The sequence below is a fragment of the Melioribacteraceae bacterium 4301-Me genome (assembly GCA_041538185.1).
GTDB lineage: Bacteria > Bacteroidota > Ignavibacteria > Ignavibacteriales > Melioribacteraceae > Pyranulibacter > Pyranulibacter aquaticus.
On record JBGORM010000001.1, the window covers coordinates 290,756 to 309,795 of the forward strand.

The following is a 19,040-nucleotide window of genomic DNA, read 5'->3' on the forward strand; positions in this document are numbered from 1 at the left end:
GTAAAGCATTACAGCATCAGCTACAATTTATTCAATAAATTTGCTATTTCCACGGGAGGTAACGTATATACTACACCGTCAAGTTTAATTGCTTCGCCGGGCATTCCATGTACTACAGAACTTTCTAAATTTTGCACAATTGTTAATCCGCCTTTATCTTTTATTAATTTTAATTCTTGAGCACCGTCTTTCCCCATACCGGTGAGCAAAATACCAATTGCATTAGATTTAACTACACTTGCCACAGTACGAAACAAATAAGAAACAGAAGGTTTATGACCATTTTCTGTCCCGCTTTTATCGAGTAATATTTTATTAAAAGAACTTAAGCCCATATTAAAATTTTCTGGTGCAACGTAAACATTCCCAGGCTTAATTAACTGATTATGCTCAGCAATATGAATTGGCAAATTTGAAGATTGTGAAAGCCATTCAACAAACCCTTTAAGAAATCCTTCGGCGATATGTTGGACAATTAAAATTGGCAGACTAAAATCTTTGTTAATGCTTGATAAAATAGTTTGCAATACTAATGGTCCCCCCGTTGAAGCACCAATTGCAACAATTTTATATTCTTTTTTTGAACTTAACTCTGCTCTATTAAAAGACGTTTCTTTAGTTTTATCATAATCAATCAGATTTTTTTGCGCATTAGTTGAGCTACGTCTTACTACTTTAACTTCCGACATCAGCTTAACAGTTGTAATTAACTCTTCAGCTGTTTTTTGATAATCTGGGTGACCAATACCTGCAGGTCTATGAAGTACTGCAAGTGCTCCAGCTTCTATGGCTTGAAATGTACTTGTAACTTCATCGTCTAAAAACGAACTGCTTACAATAATAATTGGAGTTGGGTTGGTTTCCATTATTATTCTTGTTGCTGTTATGCCATCTAACTTAGGCATATGTATATCCATTGTAATTGCATCGGGTCTTTTCTGTTTAACCATCTCAACTGCATCAATTCCATTATTTGCAATACCTACAATTTTAATGGAAGGGTCTGTTTGCAAAATATGTTCCATAAGTTGTTGAACAACTGGCGAATCTTCTACAATAAGTACCCTTATCATCTATTACCTATTTTTATATTAACTGATTAACTATTTCTAGTAAGTTTGCCTGATCAAATTTGCTTTTAACAATATAAGCATCTGCACCGACTTCCATTCCTTGTTTTAAGCTCTCCTCTGAATCTAAAGCGGTTAGCAAAATAACTGGAATTTCTGAAAGTTTTTTTTCAGACTTTATTTTTCTCGCTAATTCAAATCCATTCATCCTGGGCATGTCTACATCAGAAATAACAAGATTAAAATTACCAGAAATTAATTTTGAATAAGCATCAATTCCGTCAATTGCAGTAGTAACTTCGTAGCCCGCAGTTTCAAGCATATTTTGCAGCAATGTGCGTGTTGTGATTGAATCCTCTGCTATTAAAATTGATTTCTTTTTCTTTGCCTCTTTTGTCTCAACAAATTCTGAAACTATAGGAGATGGTTGGCTGACTGATGATTTTATTACTTCACTAACGTTTAAAATTGGTACAACTTTACCACCGCCTGTTATAGTTACTGCTGATACTTTTTTTATTTGAGAATATTGTTCTGGTAATGGTTTTACTAATAATTCTTGTTCTGTTAAAATCTCATCTACTAAATATGCAATGCAATTATTTGAATCGCATAGAACAACAATTTGTAAATATCCATTCTTTTCCATCGTGCCATTACTATTAGAAATTCCTAATACATCTGATAATTTTAACAATGGGATTACTTGGTTTGAAATTTTAATGGTTTCTCTATTTCCAATGGTTTTAATTTCTTCCTTCTTAATTCGTGTAACTTGCTTGATATACAGACTTGGGATAACAAATTTATTTTCACCTACACTAACGAACACGCCATGGAAATTAGTTAGCATTACAGGCAGTTCAATAATAAATGTGGTTCCTTTGTTTATTTCAGAACTAACAGACAATGAGCCCCCAATGTTTTCAATTTTCTCTCGTGCAATTGCTAAGCCGAGTCCTCTTCCAGAAAGGTCGGTTACTGCTTGACTCGTAGTAATTCCCGAATAAAAAATTAATGCTAAGGTTTGCTCAGTTGTTAATTTGTCTTTTTCTTCATCTTTAATTATGCCTGACTTAACCGCAGAATCGATTACTTCCCTAAGATCAATTCCTTTGCCATCGTCTGAAATTTTTATTTCGACTTTGTTACTATTTTTCTGTGAAATTTCAATTTTTATTTCACCTTCTTCAGGTTTGCCATTTTTTATTCTTACTGAAGGCTTTTCTATTCCATGGTCAATGCAATTTCTAATAAGATGCATTATTGGAACTTTCAACTCTTCAAGAATTCTTTTGTCAACTTCTATTTCCGAACCTGTAATAAACAAATTTACTTTCTTTTTTTGGTCCTTTGCTGTATCTCTTACAAATCTTTGGAAAACATTTAATATACTTGAAACAGGCTGCATAAGAACCCTTTTCAAATCATACAGCAGACTATCCACCTTAATGCCAAATGAATGTTCTTCTTGTTTAGTGGTTCTTAGTGCCGCGTTTAATTCATGTTCTATTTTGTTGATGAAGTTGCTGCTCAACTTTACTAATTGAATAGTCTTTTCAACTATGGAATTATTTACATCGATGAATTTTGAGGTGGTTTCGTAAAATTCCATTTTCTTGCTAAGTGATTGTATAGCATTTTGAATTTTCCCCTGTTCTTTTTTCCAGTCAATAAATATTTCTTGAATGGATTTAAGTTTATTTATATGTTCGATAAAAGAAAGTTTTGTAGAAAGTAACTCTTCAGCTTGTAGTAAAATATCATCCAATTTTTGAGTAGATACTTTAATTTGATTGTCAAGCAAAGTCATCTGGCTATCTTTTGGATAAGATTCAGATGGTCTTTCTATTGATGAACCATATTGTTCAGAACTAAGAGTTGTATCCGAACTTGTAATACTTTTATTCTTAATTTTTTCTTTTTTCTCTTGGCTTTTAGTTGATATCTCGTCAAGTATTTTTTGAAGTTTTAATGCTTGATTACTAATTGAATTTTTTTCGCTTGAAGAGAGAGATAAATCAATGGTAATTATGAGCTTAGTAATAAAATCGGTGGTTATATATAGAGTATCGAAAATGTCTGAAGAAAGAGGAATCTCCTTTTTTTTAACAGCGTTAAAAACAGATTCTAACGAACCACAAATCATTTCAATTTCGCTTATATTGACGGACCGCGCAGCACCCTTTAAACTATGAGCTTCTCTGTAAATAGTTTCAATTATTTTATTAGCTCTTTCTTCACTGGGATTTTTCTCTAGTTCAATCAGCCCTTTTGTAATAACATTTATATGTTCCGCTGCCTCTTCTTTAAAGGTAGAAAGTAATTTTTTAAGAAATTTTTGATCATTTGTTTCCATTTATGTTACCTTTGTTTGAGAAGAAGTCCCAGCAGTTTTTCACAGATAAGTTTGTAGTAAAAAGTTTCATAATAATTAAAATTCTTACTTAGTTTTTTTATAAACGTGAAGCTGATCACACTTTAAATTGTTGTACTAACTCTTTTAATTTTGTTCCTAACTCATTCAGATTTTTCGCAGCACTTTCAGCTTGCTTAGTACCAACTGCATTTTGAGAACTGGCTTGTTTAATGTTTTCCATCGCTTGAGCAATTTGTTCCATGCCCACAAACTGCTGTTGACTTGAAGCTGCAATTTGAGTCGCCGCTTGTGCAGCCTCAGTAACACTTTCTGTTAATACACGAATTGATTCGCCAGCTTCTAAAGATTGTTTAACACCGGCTTCTACTGCTTTTGCTGCTTGCTCTGTAGCAAGTACAGCCGAACTCATCGCCTTTTGTATTTCACCTAAAATTGTACGTACTTGTGTAGTAGCTTGTTTTGATTGCTCGGCTAAAGACCTTATCTCTTGAGCAACTACACTAAATCCCTTACCTTGTTCTCCGGCTTTAGCTGCTTCAATTGCTGCATTTACAGCTAATAAGTTCGATTGGTCTGCTAAGTCATTTACTGCTGCAATAATTTCTCCAATAGCTTGACTTTGTTCGCTTAGCCTAACTATGCCTTCGGCAACAAATTCCATTTGCTCTTTAATCTTGTTCATTGCCTCAATTGATTCTTCAACCGACTTTTTACCCGTTTGAGAAAATTGAGAAGCTCTTTGAGAACTTTCTAAAACATATTTGGCTTTTTGAGAAGAAAGTTGAGCAGTTTGTTTTACTTCTTCAACAGTAGTGGTAGTTTGGCTTATTGATGAAGCAGTTTGTGCAGCAGCTGAGGCAATTTGTGTAGTGGTAGCTAATATTTCACTGGCTGAGGAACCTAATACATTTATCCCTTCTGTTATTTCTTTTGTTATGCTGCGAAGATTTTGGAGCATTTGCGTGAAATTATCTGATAAAAAGCCAATTTCATCTTTACGAAGTTTATGAGGTATTGTAATTGTTAAATCACCTGATGATATTTTATTAGTCGCATTAGTTATTTCTTTTAATGGTGAAGCAATAATTTTACTTAAATATAACGTTATGGCAATAGCCAATAAAATAGAAATTATACTTATTATAGTAAGAGCATTGAAGATGGCCTTTATGTTTGCATAGAAATTTTTAATGCTTAATTCAGCATCATTTTTAGCAGATTTTTCAAGTTCAATTGTAAGTTTTCTAATTCTATCATATCGAGTTGATTGAATACCAGTAGCGAGCTTTTGTGCTTCATCATACTTTTTAACTGAGAGTAAATCAAGTATTTGTTGGCGAGTTTTTCTAAACTCGGTTAATAAAGATTTTAATTCGTCAATTTTTGAAAGAGACACAGCATCATTGCTGTTTAGCTCAGTAGCAATTGTTAAAAGGCTATCTAAAGATTTTTCTTTTAAATCTACTTCATGTTTAAATTCCTTTTGGAGTTGTGGATCATTTACAAGCATCATTGTTAAAATCAATACTCGTGCACGATTAAAACTTGATCTTAACTCTGGTAAATTATTTACTAATACAAAGTCATTTTCATATAACACTTTTTGTGATATACGCATGTTCTCAATGTTAGAGTATGTGGTTATGGCAATAATTCCAATTAAGATTATTATTACCGCAAATGCAATGTATAACTTATTTCTAGTAGATAAATTTAAAAACCATCTCATAAGACAACTCCTAATTATGACCGTATTTTCATTGTAGATACTATTTTTTACTAAGTATTACTTGAGAAATTTCATCAATTGTAAAGCCTTCCTGAGCATAAACCAATAAAAAATGCATAAAGTTCTTTTAAGATGTTCTTGTGTATAGTAATGGTTATCTGCCTTTAATCTAATTGTATGTAATAAGTTTAGCTCCATCAAGAACTATTTTATGCTCTTTTGTAATACCCATTAAGAATTCAGTTTTTTTCTCTGTCAAAGCAGTAGGAGGTGCTTGAACATCGGTTAACTTTATTTTTGATATACCTATTATTTTATCTACTACGAAACCAAATTTTATCTTATCTAACTGGATTACTACAACGATGTTTTGGTTAGAAAGATTTTCTGGAGGTAAGTCAAAAATTTTTTTTATATCAATAATGCTAATAATTTTACCGCGGACATTTGCTAAACCTAAAAGATGCGGAGAAACAGCATTTATTTTTGTTATTTCTTTTAACTTGATTGCTTCACTTATATATTTTAATTCAAGGCAATAAATTTCGTTAGCGATTATGAATTCTAATGTCTCGATTAATACGGAAGAAGTTTTATCTTCTTTAGATTCACGAGCAAACAAGCTCGCACGTTTTTCCAGAATTTTGTTTTGTGTATCTATGTCTACACTAAAATTTTGGGTAAGTGACATTTCAGCATCTTTTATTTGTTTTTTTATTTTCTCCCAATTAATCTTTTGTGAACTGTTAACTTTTTCAAATGATAAAAAACGTACCATTTTTATATCTCAATATTGTAAGAAATTTTTATTAACTCTTTTATTTGCTTTACCGTTAAGCCGTCACTTTCAGGTACAATTGAATCATCATGAAATTTTTTAAGTATTGAAAGCGCACTTCTAATATTTCTTTTTGCTTCTTTAATTTTCCCAAGTTTACTAAGTATATTACCTGCTGTTAAATATGCAATAACAAAGTTTTTATCAAGGTAAATTGCTTTTTTGATAGCACTTAACGCTTCCTCTAAACAATTTTGCTCTTGAAGTATAACTGCAAATAAATAATAATTAATTGGATTAAGGCTGTCAATCGAAATAGCTTTTTTGCAATAAAATGAAGCCTCAACTAATTTTTGCAAGTTTGCATATATCCTTGCTAATAATATGAATGCTGCGGAATTGTTAGGCTTTTCATTCAAATACTGAGAGAGTAAATCAGCAGCTTCAGTAAATTTATTTTTTGAATAAAGTTCGCACGCTCGTTGGTAAGTTACAGTGGTACTATCAAGAGTTTTTTCTGTAGAACTTTTTTTGATCTTATTACTATTATTGTTTGTAGTAAGTTCTTGTTTAGTTATATCGTTTAATAAGTTATTGTATGTTAGGTTTTTTTGGGTTTCAGAGTAAGAATCAATTGTTCTCCTATTTTCATTTTTCCTATAAAGAATATTTTCTAAGTAATATTCAGAAGAAAATTTGGAAAATAGTATTTGAGAAAAATCACTTGGACTGACTATTAACCAGCCGTTATCTACTAAGCAGTTATAGAAGTTGTTTATTGTTTTATTAACTGTATCATAATTAAAGTACATGAGCACATTTCTACAGAGAATAATATCCATTGCTGTTGTATTATTATTCAATGATGGGAAATTATCTTTTGCAAGATTAATTATTGCAGGAGTAATCATTTTCTTAAATTTGTTAAGAATTTCATACTGTCCATTTTGAACTTTTGTAAAACAAGATTCTTTTAAGAATGCAGGCACACCTCTAAAAGACCATTCATTATATAGTCCTTTTTTCATTTTTTCGATAGAGATTGGATTAATATCAGAAGCGAGAATAGTAATATTCCATTCATCTATGTTTTGTATTAGTTGATTAAGCAGAAGAGCAATGGAGTATGGCTCTTCACCTGTGCTACATCCAGCACTCCAAATCCGTAAACGCTTTTCTTTTTCTCGAGATTCTATTAAAGATGGTAGAATATGAAACTTAAGTGCGTCAAAAAGCTTTTCGTCTCTGAAAAAATATGTTTCACTATTAGTTAAATAACTAGTAAGAATTTCACACTCGTTCTCAGATAAACTGAATAAGAGTAATGACTGCAAGTACTCTTCAACATTTTTTTTGTTGGATGCCTGCGCTGCTTGCATAATACCTCTTTCAAGTTCTTTCCATCGATCTTGAGGGAATGAAAGACCAAGTTTATCAGCAATAATATTACTTGCTAAATCAAGCAGCTCAGCCGAAAGCGAACTTTCAATCACTTTATACCTTTCTATTTTTCTAATGCTTTTGTTAATTTTTTATCTTCATCTAAAGAAAGAAATTCATCTACATCATGGATTAACACCAACCCGTCATCTAATTGAATAACACCACTGATTAATTTTAACTTAGGAAGAATTTTTTCTGCTGGCACCGGTTTTCTACCCCCAAGTTCAATAGCGCCTTCTACATTGTCTACAATTAAGCCAATTATTCTTTTTTTTGTACGAACGATTATTATTTTGTCGAATATATTTATTTTGCGTTCAGCTATATGAAATCGTTTTCTTGTGTTTACGATAGGAATAATTTGCTCCCCAATTTTAATTATTCCTTCTATTATTGCCGGAGCTTCAGGTAGTTTTGTTATTGCAACTGAGGGTATAACACGCTCTACATTCGAAAGGTTAAGTGCGTATTTGCTATTATCAATTACAAAAACAACTATTTGTTCTTCAATATTCATATAAGCAAATATTGTTAGATTATTGACAGAAAATGGCAGATAAAAATCCAGTAGGGAAAAAAGATCAGAAAAGGTATCTTTTAGTTGTTTTAATTAATGTTTAGGGTAAAACATAACTTAGTTTATAAATCAACAATATGATTAGATAAACTAAAACTTTTTATAAGAACATAACAAGAAATAAAATTCTGATTACCATCTACTTTATAAATTAAAAATTAATCGATATAAGTGCAATAAAAAAATTTGCTTAAAGGTCTTCTGCGAAACTGATATTGTATGAGAAAAAACATTAGAGCTAAATGATAGAATTTTCTATGAAAAGATTTAAGCTGATTATTAAAGATGCTGTGAAAGAATTAAGTCGGGTAGATAGAAAAATCATTATAATTTTTCTTTCTGTGGCAGTGTTGGAAATTCTTTCTTGGTATTATACTTCAAGAAACTTTTTTCATGAGAATTTATACTACAAGTATTTTGTAGACAATCCAAATGTTGATTTGTATGAGTTTTTGTATTGGTTTTTAGGTGACTTCATTGTGTTCTTAATAATTCCCTTGCTTATCATTAAATTCTGGTTCAAAGAAGAAATAAAAAATTATGGAATGAAATTGGGGGAATATAAGGAAGGTATTTCAATAAGCATGATGCTTATTGCAATAATGCTTATAATTGTTTGGTTTGCATCTGCAACAGAAGACTTTTACACTCAATACCCACTTTTATATTTAACAAAATACAATTGGAACATATTTTTCTTATTCGAAATTTTTCTTTTTATTTACATTGTTGCATGGGAGTTCATTTGGCGGGGATATATGCTTTTTGGTTTGGAAGAAAAATTTGGTTTTTATTCAATTTTTGTTCAAATGATTCCGTTCGTAATTTTGCATAATGGAAAACCTGTTGCTGAAGCTTTTGGTGCTATTTTAGGAGCAATTATTTTGGGAATACTTGCTTTACGAACCAGATCATTTTTCTATGGAGTTGTTATTCATTTTACTACCGTTTTTTCAATTGATTTGATTTCAATTCTGCGATACAGGTATAATGAGTATGGCGTAGGTTTAAGTTCAATTTTAAAAATAATAACGAAAACTTTATAGTTGTACAGTTGATACAATTTTTGTTTTGTTCAGCTATTTTTGTCTTTAGTTCAACAAAAAAAATTTATGGAAAACTCACGAAAGGCAATTTTATTGCTTACTTGCAAAGACCGTAAAGGCTTAGTTTCTGGCATCTCCAACTTCGTGTTCGAGCACAATGGAAATATCGTCGATTTGGATGAACATGTTGATGCTGATGAGAAAATATTTTCTATACGAATAGTGTGGGATATGGATAATTTTGCTATAAAGTCAGAACACTTAAGCGACTCACTATTACCTATGGTAAAAGAGTTTAATGCGGATTGGAAATTGTTTTTTAGTGATGAAAAAATTCGTACTGCAGTTTTTGTTTCAAAGCATGAACATTGTTTGCACGAGTTGCTTTGGCGGATGCACTTAGGTGAGTTTTCTATTGAGATTCCTTTAATAATTTCTAATCATGATGAACTAAAATCTTTAGCCGACTATTATCAGATTCCTTTTTACTATTTTCCAATAACAAAAGAAAATAAATTAGAACAGGAAAGAAAGCAGCTCCGTCTGTTGGATGAATTTAAGATTGATTCGATTATATTGGCAAGATATATGCAAATACTCTCAAAAGAATTTGTTGAGCACTATAAGAACAAAATTATAAATATTCATCATTCCTTTCTACCAGCTTTTGTTGGCGGCAATCCATATAAACAAGCTTATCAACGCGGGGTAAAAATTATAGGTGCTACTGCACATTATGTAACAGAAATTATTGATGAAGGACCAATCATTGAGCAAGATATTATTAGAATAACTCATCGTGATTCTTTGAGCGATTTAGTAAGAAAGGGGAGAGATTTAGAACGACTTGTACTTGCCAGGGCAGTTCGCTACCATTCTGAACATCGTATTTTAGTACGTGGCAATAAAACAATTATTTTTGAATGAGCATAATAAAGCAAAAGCACTGCTGTTCCATAATTTTAATTATTTTTTTTATAGACAATTTAAGGAGGGAATATGAAATTTTCTCTAAACATTGACCATATAGCAACATTAAGAAATGCACGGGGAGAAGTTCAACCTGATCCAATTACATTTGCTTTAATGGCTGAACAATACGGCGTCGATGGAATTGTTGTTCATTTGCGCGAAGATAGACGACACATTAATGAACGCGATGTAAGACTGCTTAGAGAATTGATTACAACTAAACTTGATCTTGAAATGGCGGCTGTTGATGAAATTATTGAAATAGCTCGCGATGTTCAGCCCGAATTAGCAACCATAGTACCGGAAAGAAGACAAGAACTTACTACCGAAGGTGGAATTAATGTAATAGATAACATAAATCACTTAAGAAACACAGTTGAAAGACTACATGATGCAGAGGTTCCTGTCTCTTTGTTCATTGAGCCAGATATTAATCAAATAGATGCTGCTTCTGAAATTAATGCTGATTTTATTGAAATACACACCGGCAAATTTGCTAATGCAATTAGCGAAGAGGAGATTTTTGATGAATTAGAACGCATTAGAATAGCTGCGAAACATGCTAAGAAATTAGGACTGGGTGTAAATGCTGGACATGGATTAAACTACAATAACATGAAAGAATTTATTGCAATTAAAGATATTGATGAGGTAAGTATTGGTCATGCCATTATAGCCCGCTCTGTTTTTGTCGGTATCGAAAAGGCAATTAAAGAAATGATTCAAATAATAAATAGAGCTTAATCATGTTGCTTCACTTATTATAAAGTAAACGATAACTTTAACCTTAATTTTGGTAAAAGTAATGTGCAAGAATTAGTTAACCGCAATAAAGTTGTTGTCTCGGACAGTTGACTTTTTGAAAAGTATAAAAGTTTTGACTACTTTTCATTCGTTTTTTATAACTAAATAAGTTATGTATATGAAAATGAATTGGAAGGAATTTGTCGGAAAAGTGTTAAACATAACTTTATTCGAAAATTATGGTGTAGTTTACGGTAAAAAAGATGATGAATTCCCAACTTTTTATGAAATAGTTTTTAAGACAGGTAAACTTATTGACGCTTTTGATGACGGCCTATTGCTTGAAGCTAAGAGAGAAGAGCAGACTTATAAAATTTTTGTGCCTTATTCTTCTATTAAGTGCGTGGAGATTTTTTAATGCCCAGTTTTTTACTCTTCCTTTTTTTTTATTTTCCCTTTAGTTGGTTGACTTACTCCCAAAGCATTTTAATTAAGAGCTTACGTACTTACAATTCAATTGACCAAACTGCCGCTCCAATTATAAATATGCAGGATAAAAATCTAAGTTCATTAACAATTGAGTTCGATGTCCAAAGTGATTATTCACCAAATTTGATTATTAATTTTAAGTATTGCGATCAGCAGTGGAACCCAATTGAAAATATCTTTTTGTTGAATCCCGGCTATAACACAGCATATAACTTGTGGCTGGAAAGTCTGCCAATTACTGTTAATGGTGCAAGATATCACTACATTGGTCACTTCCCTAATAAGGATGTTACTTTCCCTTTTTCGGGTAAGTGGAAATATTTTATTTACGAACAAGCAGGCGGTAATAATGTCCTCGCTACTGGACGGTTTGTTGTAATAAACCCGCAAGTAAACTTACATGTCTCCATCTCAAAGGACAGGTTAGAAGGCATAGCACCTGATAATTCTGAACTAGGAAGAGCAATTGATATTAGTACATCTTTTGAACTGCCGGATTCTTTATTCCCAGAAAATATTATGCACTTAGAAATTATAGAAAACCAAAAGTTTGATTATCCGTTCATTATAAAAAAGGAAATAACAAACAATCGATTTTACAGCTGGGATGGGTTCAGTAAATTTAATTTTACTATAAGGGATATTCTGCCAGGCAATAATTATCGACAGGTTAATTTATTGGATAAAAATAAATATGTGCCTCCATTAACTAATGCCCATTTTGAAAGGATAGAAACTTCTGATTTCTATAAATTTCATCATAACGATTTTAAAGGAGGTTCTAAATTAGTTAATTATAAAGATGATTACGCCCAGTATATGAATGTTGTTTTTAAAATTAGACCTTTAGAAAATATTAATAGTTCGATTTTTTTAGTGGGTTCATTTAATAATTGGCAGGTTTTGCCATCTTACATGCTGAGCGATGATAATGGCTTGATGTCTATAACTATAGAATTGAAAAGAGGTGTTTATGATTATCAGTATGTGACAGGTATTGTGTCTTCTGATTCAGTTAAAGATATAAACTGGCTTACATTGGAAGGAAATTTTTGGGAAGCGAAACACGATTATCATGTTTTTCTCTATTATCAATCTCAAAACTATGGCGGGTATCCTACAATAATTGGATATTCTAAAATTACAAGTGGTGATTTATGAACAAACCGAAAATAGGTGTAGTTGGGGTAGGTCATTTAGGCACACTTCACACAAAACTTTTAAATGAAATTGAATCATGTGAATTGATAGGAATTTTTGATTTGGATTTTAATAAGGCTGAACAAGTGGCCGCACAAATAAATACTTCTGCTTATCAAAGTTTAGAAGAATTATTTAACAAAATTAATTTGGTTGTGATTGCTACTACTACTAGTTCACATTATCAAGTTGTGAAAAAAGCATTAGATTATGGACTGCATGTATTTGTTGAAAAACCGATTACTTCTAAAATTTCAGAAGCTGAAGAACTTGTTAGAACGGCAGATAAATTAAATTTAATTTTACAGGTTGGTCATGTAGAGAGATTTAATCCTGCGTTAATTTCACTTGAAAAGTACAATTTAAATCCATTGTTTGTTCAGACAGATAGATTAGCACAATTTAATCCACGCGGTACAGATGTAGCAGTAGTTTTAGATTTAATGATACACGACATTGATATAATCCTAAGCTTAATTAAAAGTGAAGTAAAAAATATTTACGCAAGCGGTGTTAGCGTTGTCTCTGATACTATCGATATTGCAAATGCGCGGTTAGAATTTGAAAACGGTGCAGTTGCAAATGTAACTGCCAGCAGAATTTCTCAAAAGAAAATGAGAAAGATGAGAATTTTCCAAAGAGATGGTTATATTAGCTTAGATTTTATAACTGGCGTTTCTGAGGTCTATAGATTAATCTCACCGCACGAAATGAAAGAAGGTCATTATATAACTTTTGGTGAAATGGGAATAGGGGATAAAAAAAAGTTAGTTGTTTACGAACAACCTGAAATAAAAGAAATTAACGCACTTAAATATGAACTAGAGCTTTTTATCGATGCTGCTGTTTATCGTAAGAAGCCTGTTGTAAGTGGCTATGATGGACTGAGAGCGTTGAAGGTAGCTGAAATGATTATTAATAAAATAAATGATTCAAAGGTTTTTTTTGCGTAATAACATTCTTAATTATTAATCGTCCAATATATATGTTAAATGCAAAATGAATTTTCTAATTTAAAGGGGAAAATATGGAGAAAGAAAAAATTGCTGTTGGTGTTGACCTTGGAGGAACATCAATTAAAATTGGTTTAGTTAACCAACTTGGAAAAATTAAAAAGAAAATTAGTATTGATAGCCTTGCTGCTGATGGACCAAAAAGGGTAGTATCGCAGATAATAGCTGGTATTTACAAATTGTTAGATGGTCAAAAAATAAAGATAGAAGGTATTGGTATAGGTTCGCCTGGTATAATTATAACTGAAAAGGGGATTGTTGCTGATCCGCCAAATTTCCCCGGCTGGAAGAAAGTACCATTAGGGAAATTAATTGCTGAGGAATTCAATAAAAAAGTAGTAGTAGAAAATGATGCTAACGCAGCTGCAATTGGCGAATTGATTTACGGTGCAGGTAAGAAATTAAATTATTTTATAATGATTACATTAGGTACTGGGGTTGGCGGTGGAATTATAATTAACAAAAAAATTTATCGTGGCGAAACAGGCGGTGCAGGTGAAATTGGACATTCTTCAATTGATTATAACGGTCCTTTGTGCAAATGTGGTTCCAAAGGCTGCATAGAAACTTATATCGGGAATAGTTATTTGGTTAATAATGTTAAACAGCAACTGCCTGACCACCCGCACTCACTAATTGCTAAAATGCTGCAGGACCCAAATACTCAGTTATCACCTAAATTGATTAGTGATGCAGCTTCAATGAATGATGAATTTGCTCTTTCAATTATTGAAAATGCCGGGGAAAAATTAGGCTATGGTCTTGCTTCAGTTATAAATATTTTTGATATCACTAATGTTATTATTGGCGGCGGCGTGGCAGGTTTTGGTAAACCACTTTTTAATGCAGTTGAAAAAGCAATTAAAAGTAGAGTGATGATTCCTTTTAAATCGAGAGTGAAAGTTATACCTGCAAAACTAAGAAATGATGCCGGAATTAAGGGCGCTTCTGCTTTGGTGTTTTATAAGTCTAGTTAGTGTTGTTTCTTTATAATTAATATTGCGATACAATGAAATGGTATGGAATCTTAATATTATTTTTATTTGTTAATCTAATTTCAGCACAAGTTAAAGATTCCCTTAACATACCAATAACTAATACTGCCGTAAGCGATACTTCCTCGCCAAAAGAAAATAATATTGATAAAAAATCAAAAAAATATGATGTAGAAGCAGTTATTTATGCAACTTCTTCAGATTCTTTATTCTACGACGTGACAAACAAGAAAATGTATCTCTTTGGAAAAGGTGACCTAAAGTACAAAGATACTGAGCTACGCGGCGGCAAAATTTCTATTGATTATCAAAAAAATCTTTTGGAAGCAAGCGGCGTTGTTGATACTTCTGATACTGCAAAAGTAAAATTAAAAGAAACACCGGTCCTTACTGAAAACGGTGAAACGTACGAGGGTAAGATGTTATTATATAATTTTAAGACTACCCAAGGCTATATTTCGATGGCAAAAAATCAAGAACAAGACTCGCGCTACGAAGGCGACGAAGTAAAAAAAGTTAACCAAAATACTTATTTTGTAAAAAATGGCATGTTTACAACCTGCGATGAAAAAGACCCTCACACTTACTTTACCGCAAATGAAATGAAAGTTATTCAAAACGATAAGATTATTGCCAAATGGATTTTAATGTGGATTGGCGGAGTTCCGCTCCCTATCCCTCTACCTTTCGCTGTTATACCTAATCAGTCTGGAAGAAGAAGCGGCGTTATAATACCTACTTATGGAGAAATATCTAATAGAGGGCAGTACTTTAGAAATTTCGGCTACTTTTTAGCACTGAGTGATTATTACGACTTAACTCTTACTGGTGATTATTATACAAAAGGAGGTTATGGTTTACGAAGCAGATTTAGGTACGCTAAACGTTATGATTTCAATGGTTCAATTAATGCAGGATATTCTAAAATAATAATAGGTGAACCTTCAGACCCTAATAGAACTGAACAAACTGACTGGAATTTTTCGTTGTATCATAATCAAGATTTAAATCCTACAACAAGACTTGATGCAAACCTTCAGTTCATGTCATCAACTTTTTTGTCGAACAACGCAGTGGATTATAATGACCTTCTTTCACAAGATATTATTTCAAATGCAACTTTTAGCAAAAGATGGGATGAATCCGGCAATTATTTGGTTATTAATTACAGCAGAACTCAAAATCTGCAGAGCGGAAATATTTATGAGACGCTTCCAAGTATTACTTTTACTAAAAATCTTACTTACCCATTTAAAAGTGATAACAGTTTATCAACTTCAAATCAAAAATGGTATGAGCAAATTGCTTATAATTATACTGGGCAATTTGTTAACAGACGAAATAAAATTAATGGTGCATTAAGCATACGTGGCGGTATTCAACATAATTTAGCTTTTAGTGCTTCACCTAAAATTGGTTATTTTAATGTATCTCCGAGAATAAATTACACAGAAAAATGGTACAACAAGAGATTAAAAATTGAAAACCATGTGGTTGCGGTTAAGGATCCTAAAAGTGGACAAATTTCTTACAAAGATTCTACGGTAAATAGAGACATAAATGAAATAAATTCTGTTAGGACATTTGACTTAGGCGTTTCTGCATCAACAAAATTGTATGGAATTTTTCAGCCAAATCTTTTTGGTATTGAAGCATTTCGACACACTTTAATACCGTCAATTTCTTATTCGTACCAGCCAAACTTTGCCAACGATAATTGGGGTTATTATGATTCGTATAAAAAAGCAGATGGAACCATCGTAAGGTACGATAAATTTAATCGAGAAGTTTTTGGTGGTGCTCCAAGCGGTGAAAGACAATTTCTGAACTTCTCACTTGGCAATGTTTTCGAAATAAAAACATTGAAAGACCCGGCTGATACGAATAGATTAGATGATAACAAAATACAATTGCTGAATTTAACTGCTAACATCGGCTATAACTTTGCTGCCGATAGCCTTAAGTTTAGTGATTTGAGTCTGAGTTACAGAACGCAAGTAGGCAAATTGTTCGATTTTTCTGGCTCATCGTCTTACACATTTTATGATTTTAAAGATGGATTAAAGATAAACAAATTTTTAGCCTCAGAAGGTAAAGGATTATTTCGCCTTACTAATTTTAATTTTTCAATATCTACCAATATTAGCGGGAGTAAAAAGCAGACACCTGCTAAGTCCACTAAGAAAACAAAAGAAGAAACTGAGGAAGAGGGATTTAATGCATTTAAAAAAGCTGATTACATTACACTCTATAACGATAATCAACCCGTAGATTTTACTATCCCTTGGAATTTAAGTCTAAGTTATAATTATAATTTATCTAAGCCTACCCCTAACGAGGCTACTAAATTTTCAAACCTTAGTTTAAATATGAGTTTTAATTTGACTGAGTATTGGAAGTTTACAATTAGAGGTAGTTATGATTTTGAAAGGAAAGAAATAACTGCTCCTCAAATTACTATTTATAGGGACCTTCACTGCTGGGAGCTAAACTTTACTTGGAATCCTACAGGTTACTACAGAGGTTATAGATTAGAAATTAGAATGAAAGCACCTGAACTGCAGGATATAAAAGTTACAAAATCTGGTGGTCTATATTCTGGCAGAAGATAAATGATAGGTCTATCTTTGTGCTAATACTTTATTTAATTCAAAAAATTCATGAGAATCTACCACTTTGTGGTATGTCATCATAGTTATTATTGCTATTCATGTAACTTGTTTAACTCACTTTTCACGAAGTGTGGGAATCCACCACTTCGTGGATGAATTCCCATTTTTCTAGCCTCTCAGCAGGCTGGTGGAAAATTTAGCTTAAAGGAAGAAATGTGAGGGATAAGCTAATAAGGTTGTGTTTCTATGAAGAATGTGACATGTTACTAAGGTTAAGGAAAGAAGCGATAAGGTTTTTGCGACAGAGACAATTTGCGAAAGTAATTAAGCAAGTAAAAAAACATTAGATAACCTTAGTAAAAAGGTTGGGTTATCATAAGTTGTTAATCTTAACAACTGAGGACAGTCAAGATGAGGTAGACCTTATTAGCTTAAAGGAAGAAATGTGAGGGATAAGCTAATAAGGTTGTGTTTTTACGAAGAATGTGACATGTTACTAAGGTTAAGGAAAGAAGAGATAAGGTTTTTGCGACAGAGACAATTTACGAAAGTAATTAAGCAAGTAAAAAAACATTAGATAACCTTAGTAAAAAGGTTGGGTTATCATAAGTTGTTAATCTTAATAAGGGAGGACAGTCAAGATGAGGTAGACCTTATTAGCTTAAAGGAAGAAATGTGAGGGATAAGCTAATAAGGTTGTGTTTCTATGAAGAATGTGACATGTTACTAAGGTTAAGGAAAGAAGAGATAAGGTTTTTGCGATAGAGACAATTTGCGAAAGTAATTAAGCAAGTAGAAAACATTAGATAACCTTAGTAAAAGGTTAAGTTATTAGTGTGGCTGACCTTAGTAACAAATTTAACTAATAAGATTTTGAGAGGCACAGAGAGTGGATAGAAAATGCGCAACGGGAATAGTTAACGACAATAATTCCAAATTATGCGTAATATATGCTAATCTTGAGCATGTTCATTTTACCTCAAATTTTTCAAGCCTGCCAGCGCGGGCTGGTGAAAAATTTGGGTTAAAATAGTAGCTAATAAGGTAATCCACAAGTGGGAGTCTATCACTCCGCAATGTAGTGAGTTCTCATTGAAAGTGTTGAATTCTCAAACTCGTTTGGTGAGTCAAGTCCGCGCATAATTTTTTATGATGTCTGCTACGTATGGGTTAGATTAACTTAACATCATTCAAAAATGGTAAGCTTTCTCGTATTTCACTTACCTTTTTTAGGTCTACATCTACAGTAAAAATTTTTTCTTCCTCTCCAGCTTCTAAGATTGAATTTCCCAAAGGGTCGAATACCGAACTGCAGCCATTATACTTATAGTATGGGTCGTTGCCAACTCGATTAACGCCAACTACAAAACATTGGTTTTCAATAGCACGTGCTTTTAATAATATCTCCCAATGTTCAATTCTGGTAATGGGCCAATTGGCAATTACAATTATAACTTCCACTTTTTGTTTGCCATAGTAACGATATAGCTCCGGGAAACGCAAATCATAACAAATACTCAAACCAATTTTTGTCTGTTCAATTTTAGTTATAACTACTTCAGAACCAGCAGTATAGAAAATGTTTTCTTTAGCATAAGAAAAAGGATGTATTTTTCTGTATTTGGCAGTTATTATTCCATTGTTGTCGAAATGGTAAAGTGTGTTGTAAAACTTTGAGTTTGAGCGCTCTATTGTTCCAGCAAAAACATGCTGTTTAGTTTTTTGAGCCAGTTGAATAAAGTATCTTGTTGAAATCCCGTCAATTTCTTCTGCAAATTTTTCGGCGTGCATTGTAAAACCGGTCAATGTCATTTCAGGAAAAATTAGCAGATCTGTTTTTGTATTAACTTCACTTAAAAGCCTATCAATTTTGATTATATTTTTTGACGGGTCTTCCCATTCTGGGTTGTATTGAACTAAGCCTATTTTCATCACATTTTTTTATAAAATATTTTAGAATGAGTTTTTCGTTAATAATTTATAATTTGCAAA

General features: G+C 32.2%; 15 protein-coding genes. 8 read left to right on the top strand and 7 right to left on the bottom strand.

The features are described from left to right. Positions 1-20: 20 nt before the first annotated feature. The 6 genes from cheB to ABRY23_01415 all read right to left on the bottom strand — a co-directional run bounded on the left by cheB (position 21) and on the right by ABRY23_01415 (position 7,917). On the bottom strand, positions 21-1,073 hold the full coding sequence (gene cheB / locus ABRY23_01390; protein ID MFA3781699.1) for a chemotaxis-specific protein-glutamate methyltransferase CheB: 1,053 nt from the start codon (positions 1,071-1,073) through the stop codon (positions 21-23). Between the two features lie 13 nt (positions 1,074-1,086). Continuing rightward, positions 1,087-3,429, bottom strand: coding sequence for a response regulator (locus ABRY23_01395; protein MFA3781700.1), 2,343 nt, complete (start codon positions 3,427-3,429; stop codon positions 1,087-1,089). A gap of 115 nt (positions 3,430-3,544) precedes the next feature. Next, on the bottom strand, positions 3,545-5,179 hold the full coding sequence (locus ABRY23_01400; GenBank protein ID MFA3781701.1) for a methyl-accepting chemotaxis protein: 1,635 nt from the start codon (positions 5,177-5,179) through the stop codon (positions 3,545-3,547). Between the two features lie 169 nt (positions 5,180-5,348). Further along, positions 5,349-5,957: a chemotaxis protein CheW gene (locus tag ABRY23_01405; protein ID MFA3781702.1), complete on the bottom strand. Its 609-nt coding sequence runs from the start codon at positions 5,955-5,957 to the stop codon at positions 5,349-5,351. 2 nt (positions 5,958-5,959) lie between these two features. Beyond that, positions 5,960-7,450: a CheR family methyltransferase gene (locus tag ABRY23_01410; GenBank protein MFA3781703.1), complete on the bottom strand. Its 1,491-nt coding sequence runs from the start codon at positions 7,448-7,450 to the stop codon at positions 5,960-5,962. An 11-nt stretch (positions 7,451-7,461) separates the two neighbouring features. Further along, the gene (locus ABRY23_01415; GenBank protein MFA3781704.1) at positions 7,462-7,917 is read right to left on the bottom strand and encodes a chemotaxis protein CheW; all 456 of its coding nucleotides are present in this window, start codon (positions 7,915-7,917) and stop codon (positions 7,462-7,464) included. Positions 7,918-8,219: 302 nt separating this feature from the next. On the opposite strand from ABRY23_01415, the gene ABRY23_01420 reads away from it, so the two are divergent. The 8 genes from ABRY23_01420 to ABRY23_01455 all read left to right on the top strand — a co-directional run bounded on the left by ABRY23_01420 (position 8,220) and on the right by ABRY23_01455 (position 17,048). Further along, positions 8,220-9,023, top strand: coding sequence for a CPBP family intramembrane glutamic endopeptidase (locus ABRY23_01420; protein ID MFA3781705.1), 804 nt, complete (start codon positions 8,220-8,222; stop codon positions 9,021-9,023). A 66-nt stretch (positions 9,024-9,089) separates the two neighbouring features. Continuing rightward, on the top strand, positions 9,090-9,950 hold the full coding sequence (gene purU / locus ABRY23_01425) for a formyltetrahydrofolate deformylase (GenBank protein MFA3781706.1): 861 nt from the start codon (positions 9,090-9,092) through the stop codon (positions 9,948-9,950). Positions 9,951-10,022: 72 nt separating this feature from the next. Continuing rightward, complete coding sequence (locus tag ABRY23_01430; protein ID MFA3781707.1) at positions 10,023-10,739, top strand: pyridoxine 5'-phosphate synthase; 717 nt, start codon at positions 10,023-10,025, stop codon at positions 10,737-10,739. 178 nt (positions 10,740-10,917) lie between these two features. After that, positions 10,918-11,157, top strand: coding sequence for a hypothetical protein (locus tag ABRY23_01435; protein MFA3781708.1), 240 nt, complete (start codon positions 10,918-10,920; stop codon positions 11,155-11,157). Next, positions 11,157-12,389 (top strand): type IX secretion system plug protein domain-containing protein, encoded by a 1,233-nt coding sequence (locus ABRY23_01440; protein MFA3781709.1) that lies wholly within the window; start codon positions 11,157-11,159, stop codon positions 12,387-12,389. The genes ABRY23_01435 and ABRY23_01440 overlap by 1 nt, the downstream gene beginning before the upstream one ends. Next, positions 12,386-13,381, top strand: coding sequence for a Gfo/Idh/MocA family oxidoreductase (locus ABRY23_01445; protein MFA3781710.1), 996 nt, complete (start codon positions 12,386-12,388; stop codon positions 13,379-13,381). Before ABRY23_01440 ends, ABRY23_01445 begins: the two co-directional genes overlap by 4 nt. 74 nt (positions 13,382-13,455) lie before the next feature. Next, a complete protein-coding gene (locus ABRY23_01450; protein ID MFA3781711.1) occupies positions 13,456-14,418 on the top strand; it encodes an ROK family protein in 963 nt (320 codons plus the stop codon). A 32-nt stretch (positions 14,419-14,450) separates the two neighbouring features. Next, entirely contained in the window at positions 14,451-17,048 is a 2,598-nt protein-coding gene (locus ABRY23_01455) for a putative LPS assembly protein LptD (GenBank protein ID MFA3781712.1), read from the top strand. 1,170 nt (positions 17,049-18,218) lie between these two features. Here ABRY23_01455 and ABRY23_01460 read toward each other — a convergent pair. After that, entirely contained in the window at positions 18,219-18,980 is a 762-nt protein-coding gene (locus ABRY23_01460; protein MFA3781713.1) for a carbon-nitrogen family hydrolase, read from the bottom strand. Positions 18,981-19,040 lie beyond the last annotated feature (60 nt).

Excerpts from the sequence above, each read along its gene's own strand:
- cheB (MFA3781699.1), bottom strand. The coding sequence starts at position 1,073 with ATGATAAGGGTACTTATTGTAGAAGATTCGCCAGTTGTTCAACAACTT.
- ABRY23_01395 (MFA3781700.1), bottom strand. The coding sequence starts at position 3,429 with ATGGAAACAAATGATCAAAAATTTCTTAAAAAATTACTTTCTACCTTT.
- ABRY23_01400 (MFA3781701.1), bottom strand. The coding sequence starts at position 5,179 with ATGAGATGGTTTTTAAATTTATCTACTAGAAATAAGTTATACATTGCA.
- ABRY23_01405 (MFA3781702.1), bottom strand. The coding sequence starts at position 5,957 with ATGGTACGTTTTTTATCATTTGAAAAAGTTAACAGTTCACAAAAGATT.
- ABRY23_01415 (MFA3781704.1), bottom strand. The coding sequence starts at position 7,917 with ATGAATATTGAAGAACAAATAGTTGTTTTTGTAATTGATAATAGCAAA.
- ABRY23_01420 (MFA3781705.1), top strand. The coding sequence starts at position 8,220 with ATGATAGAATTTTCTATGAAAAGATTTAAGCTGATTATTAAAGATGCT.
- purU (MFA3781706.1), top strand. The coding sequence starts at position 9,090 with ATGGAAAACTCACGAAAGGCAATTTTATTGCTTACTTGCAAAGACCGT.
- ABRY23_01430 (MFA3781707.1), top strand. The coding sequence starts at position 10,023 with ATGAAATTTTCTCTAAACATTGACCATATAGCAACATTAAGAAATGCA.
- ABRY23_01435 (MFA3781708.1), top strand. The coding sequence starts at position 10,918 with ATGAAAATGAATTGGAAGGAATTTGTCGGAAAAGTGTTAAACATAACT.
- ABRY23_01440 (MFA3781709.1), top strand. The coding sequence starts at position 11,157 with ATGCCCAGTTTTTTACTCTTCCTTTTTTTTTATTTTCCCTTTAGTTGG.
- ABRY23_01445 (MFA3781710.1), top strand. The coding sequence starts at position 12,386 with ATGAACAAACCGAAAATAGGTGTAGTTGGGGTAGGTCATTTAGGCACA.
- ABRY23_01450 (MFA3781711.1), top strand. The coding sequence starts at position 13,456 with ATGGAGAAAGAAAAAATTGCTGTTGGTGTTGACCTTGGAGGAACATCA.
- ABRY23_01455 (MFA3781712.1), top strand. The coding sequence starts at position 14,451 with ATGAAATGGTATGGAATCTTAATATTATTTTTATTTGTTAATCTAATT.
- ABRY23_01460 (MFA3781713.1), bottom strand. The coding sequence starts at position 18,980 with ATGAAAATAGGCTTAGTTCAATACAACCCAGAATGGGAAGACCCGTCA.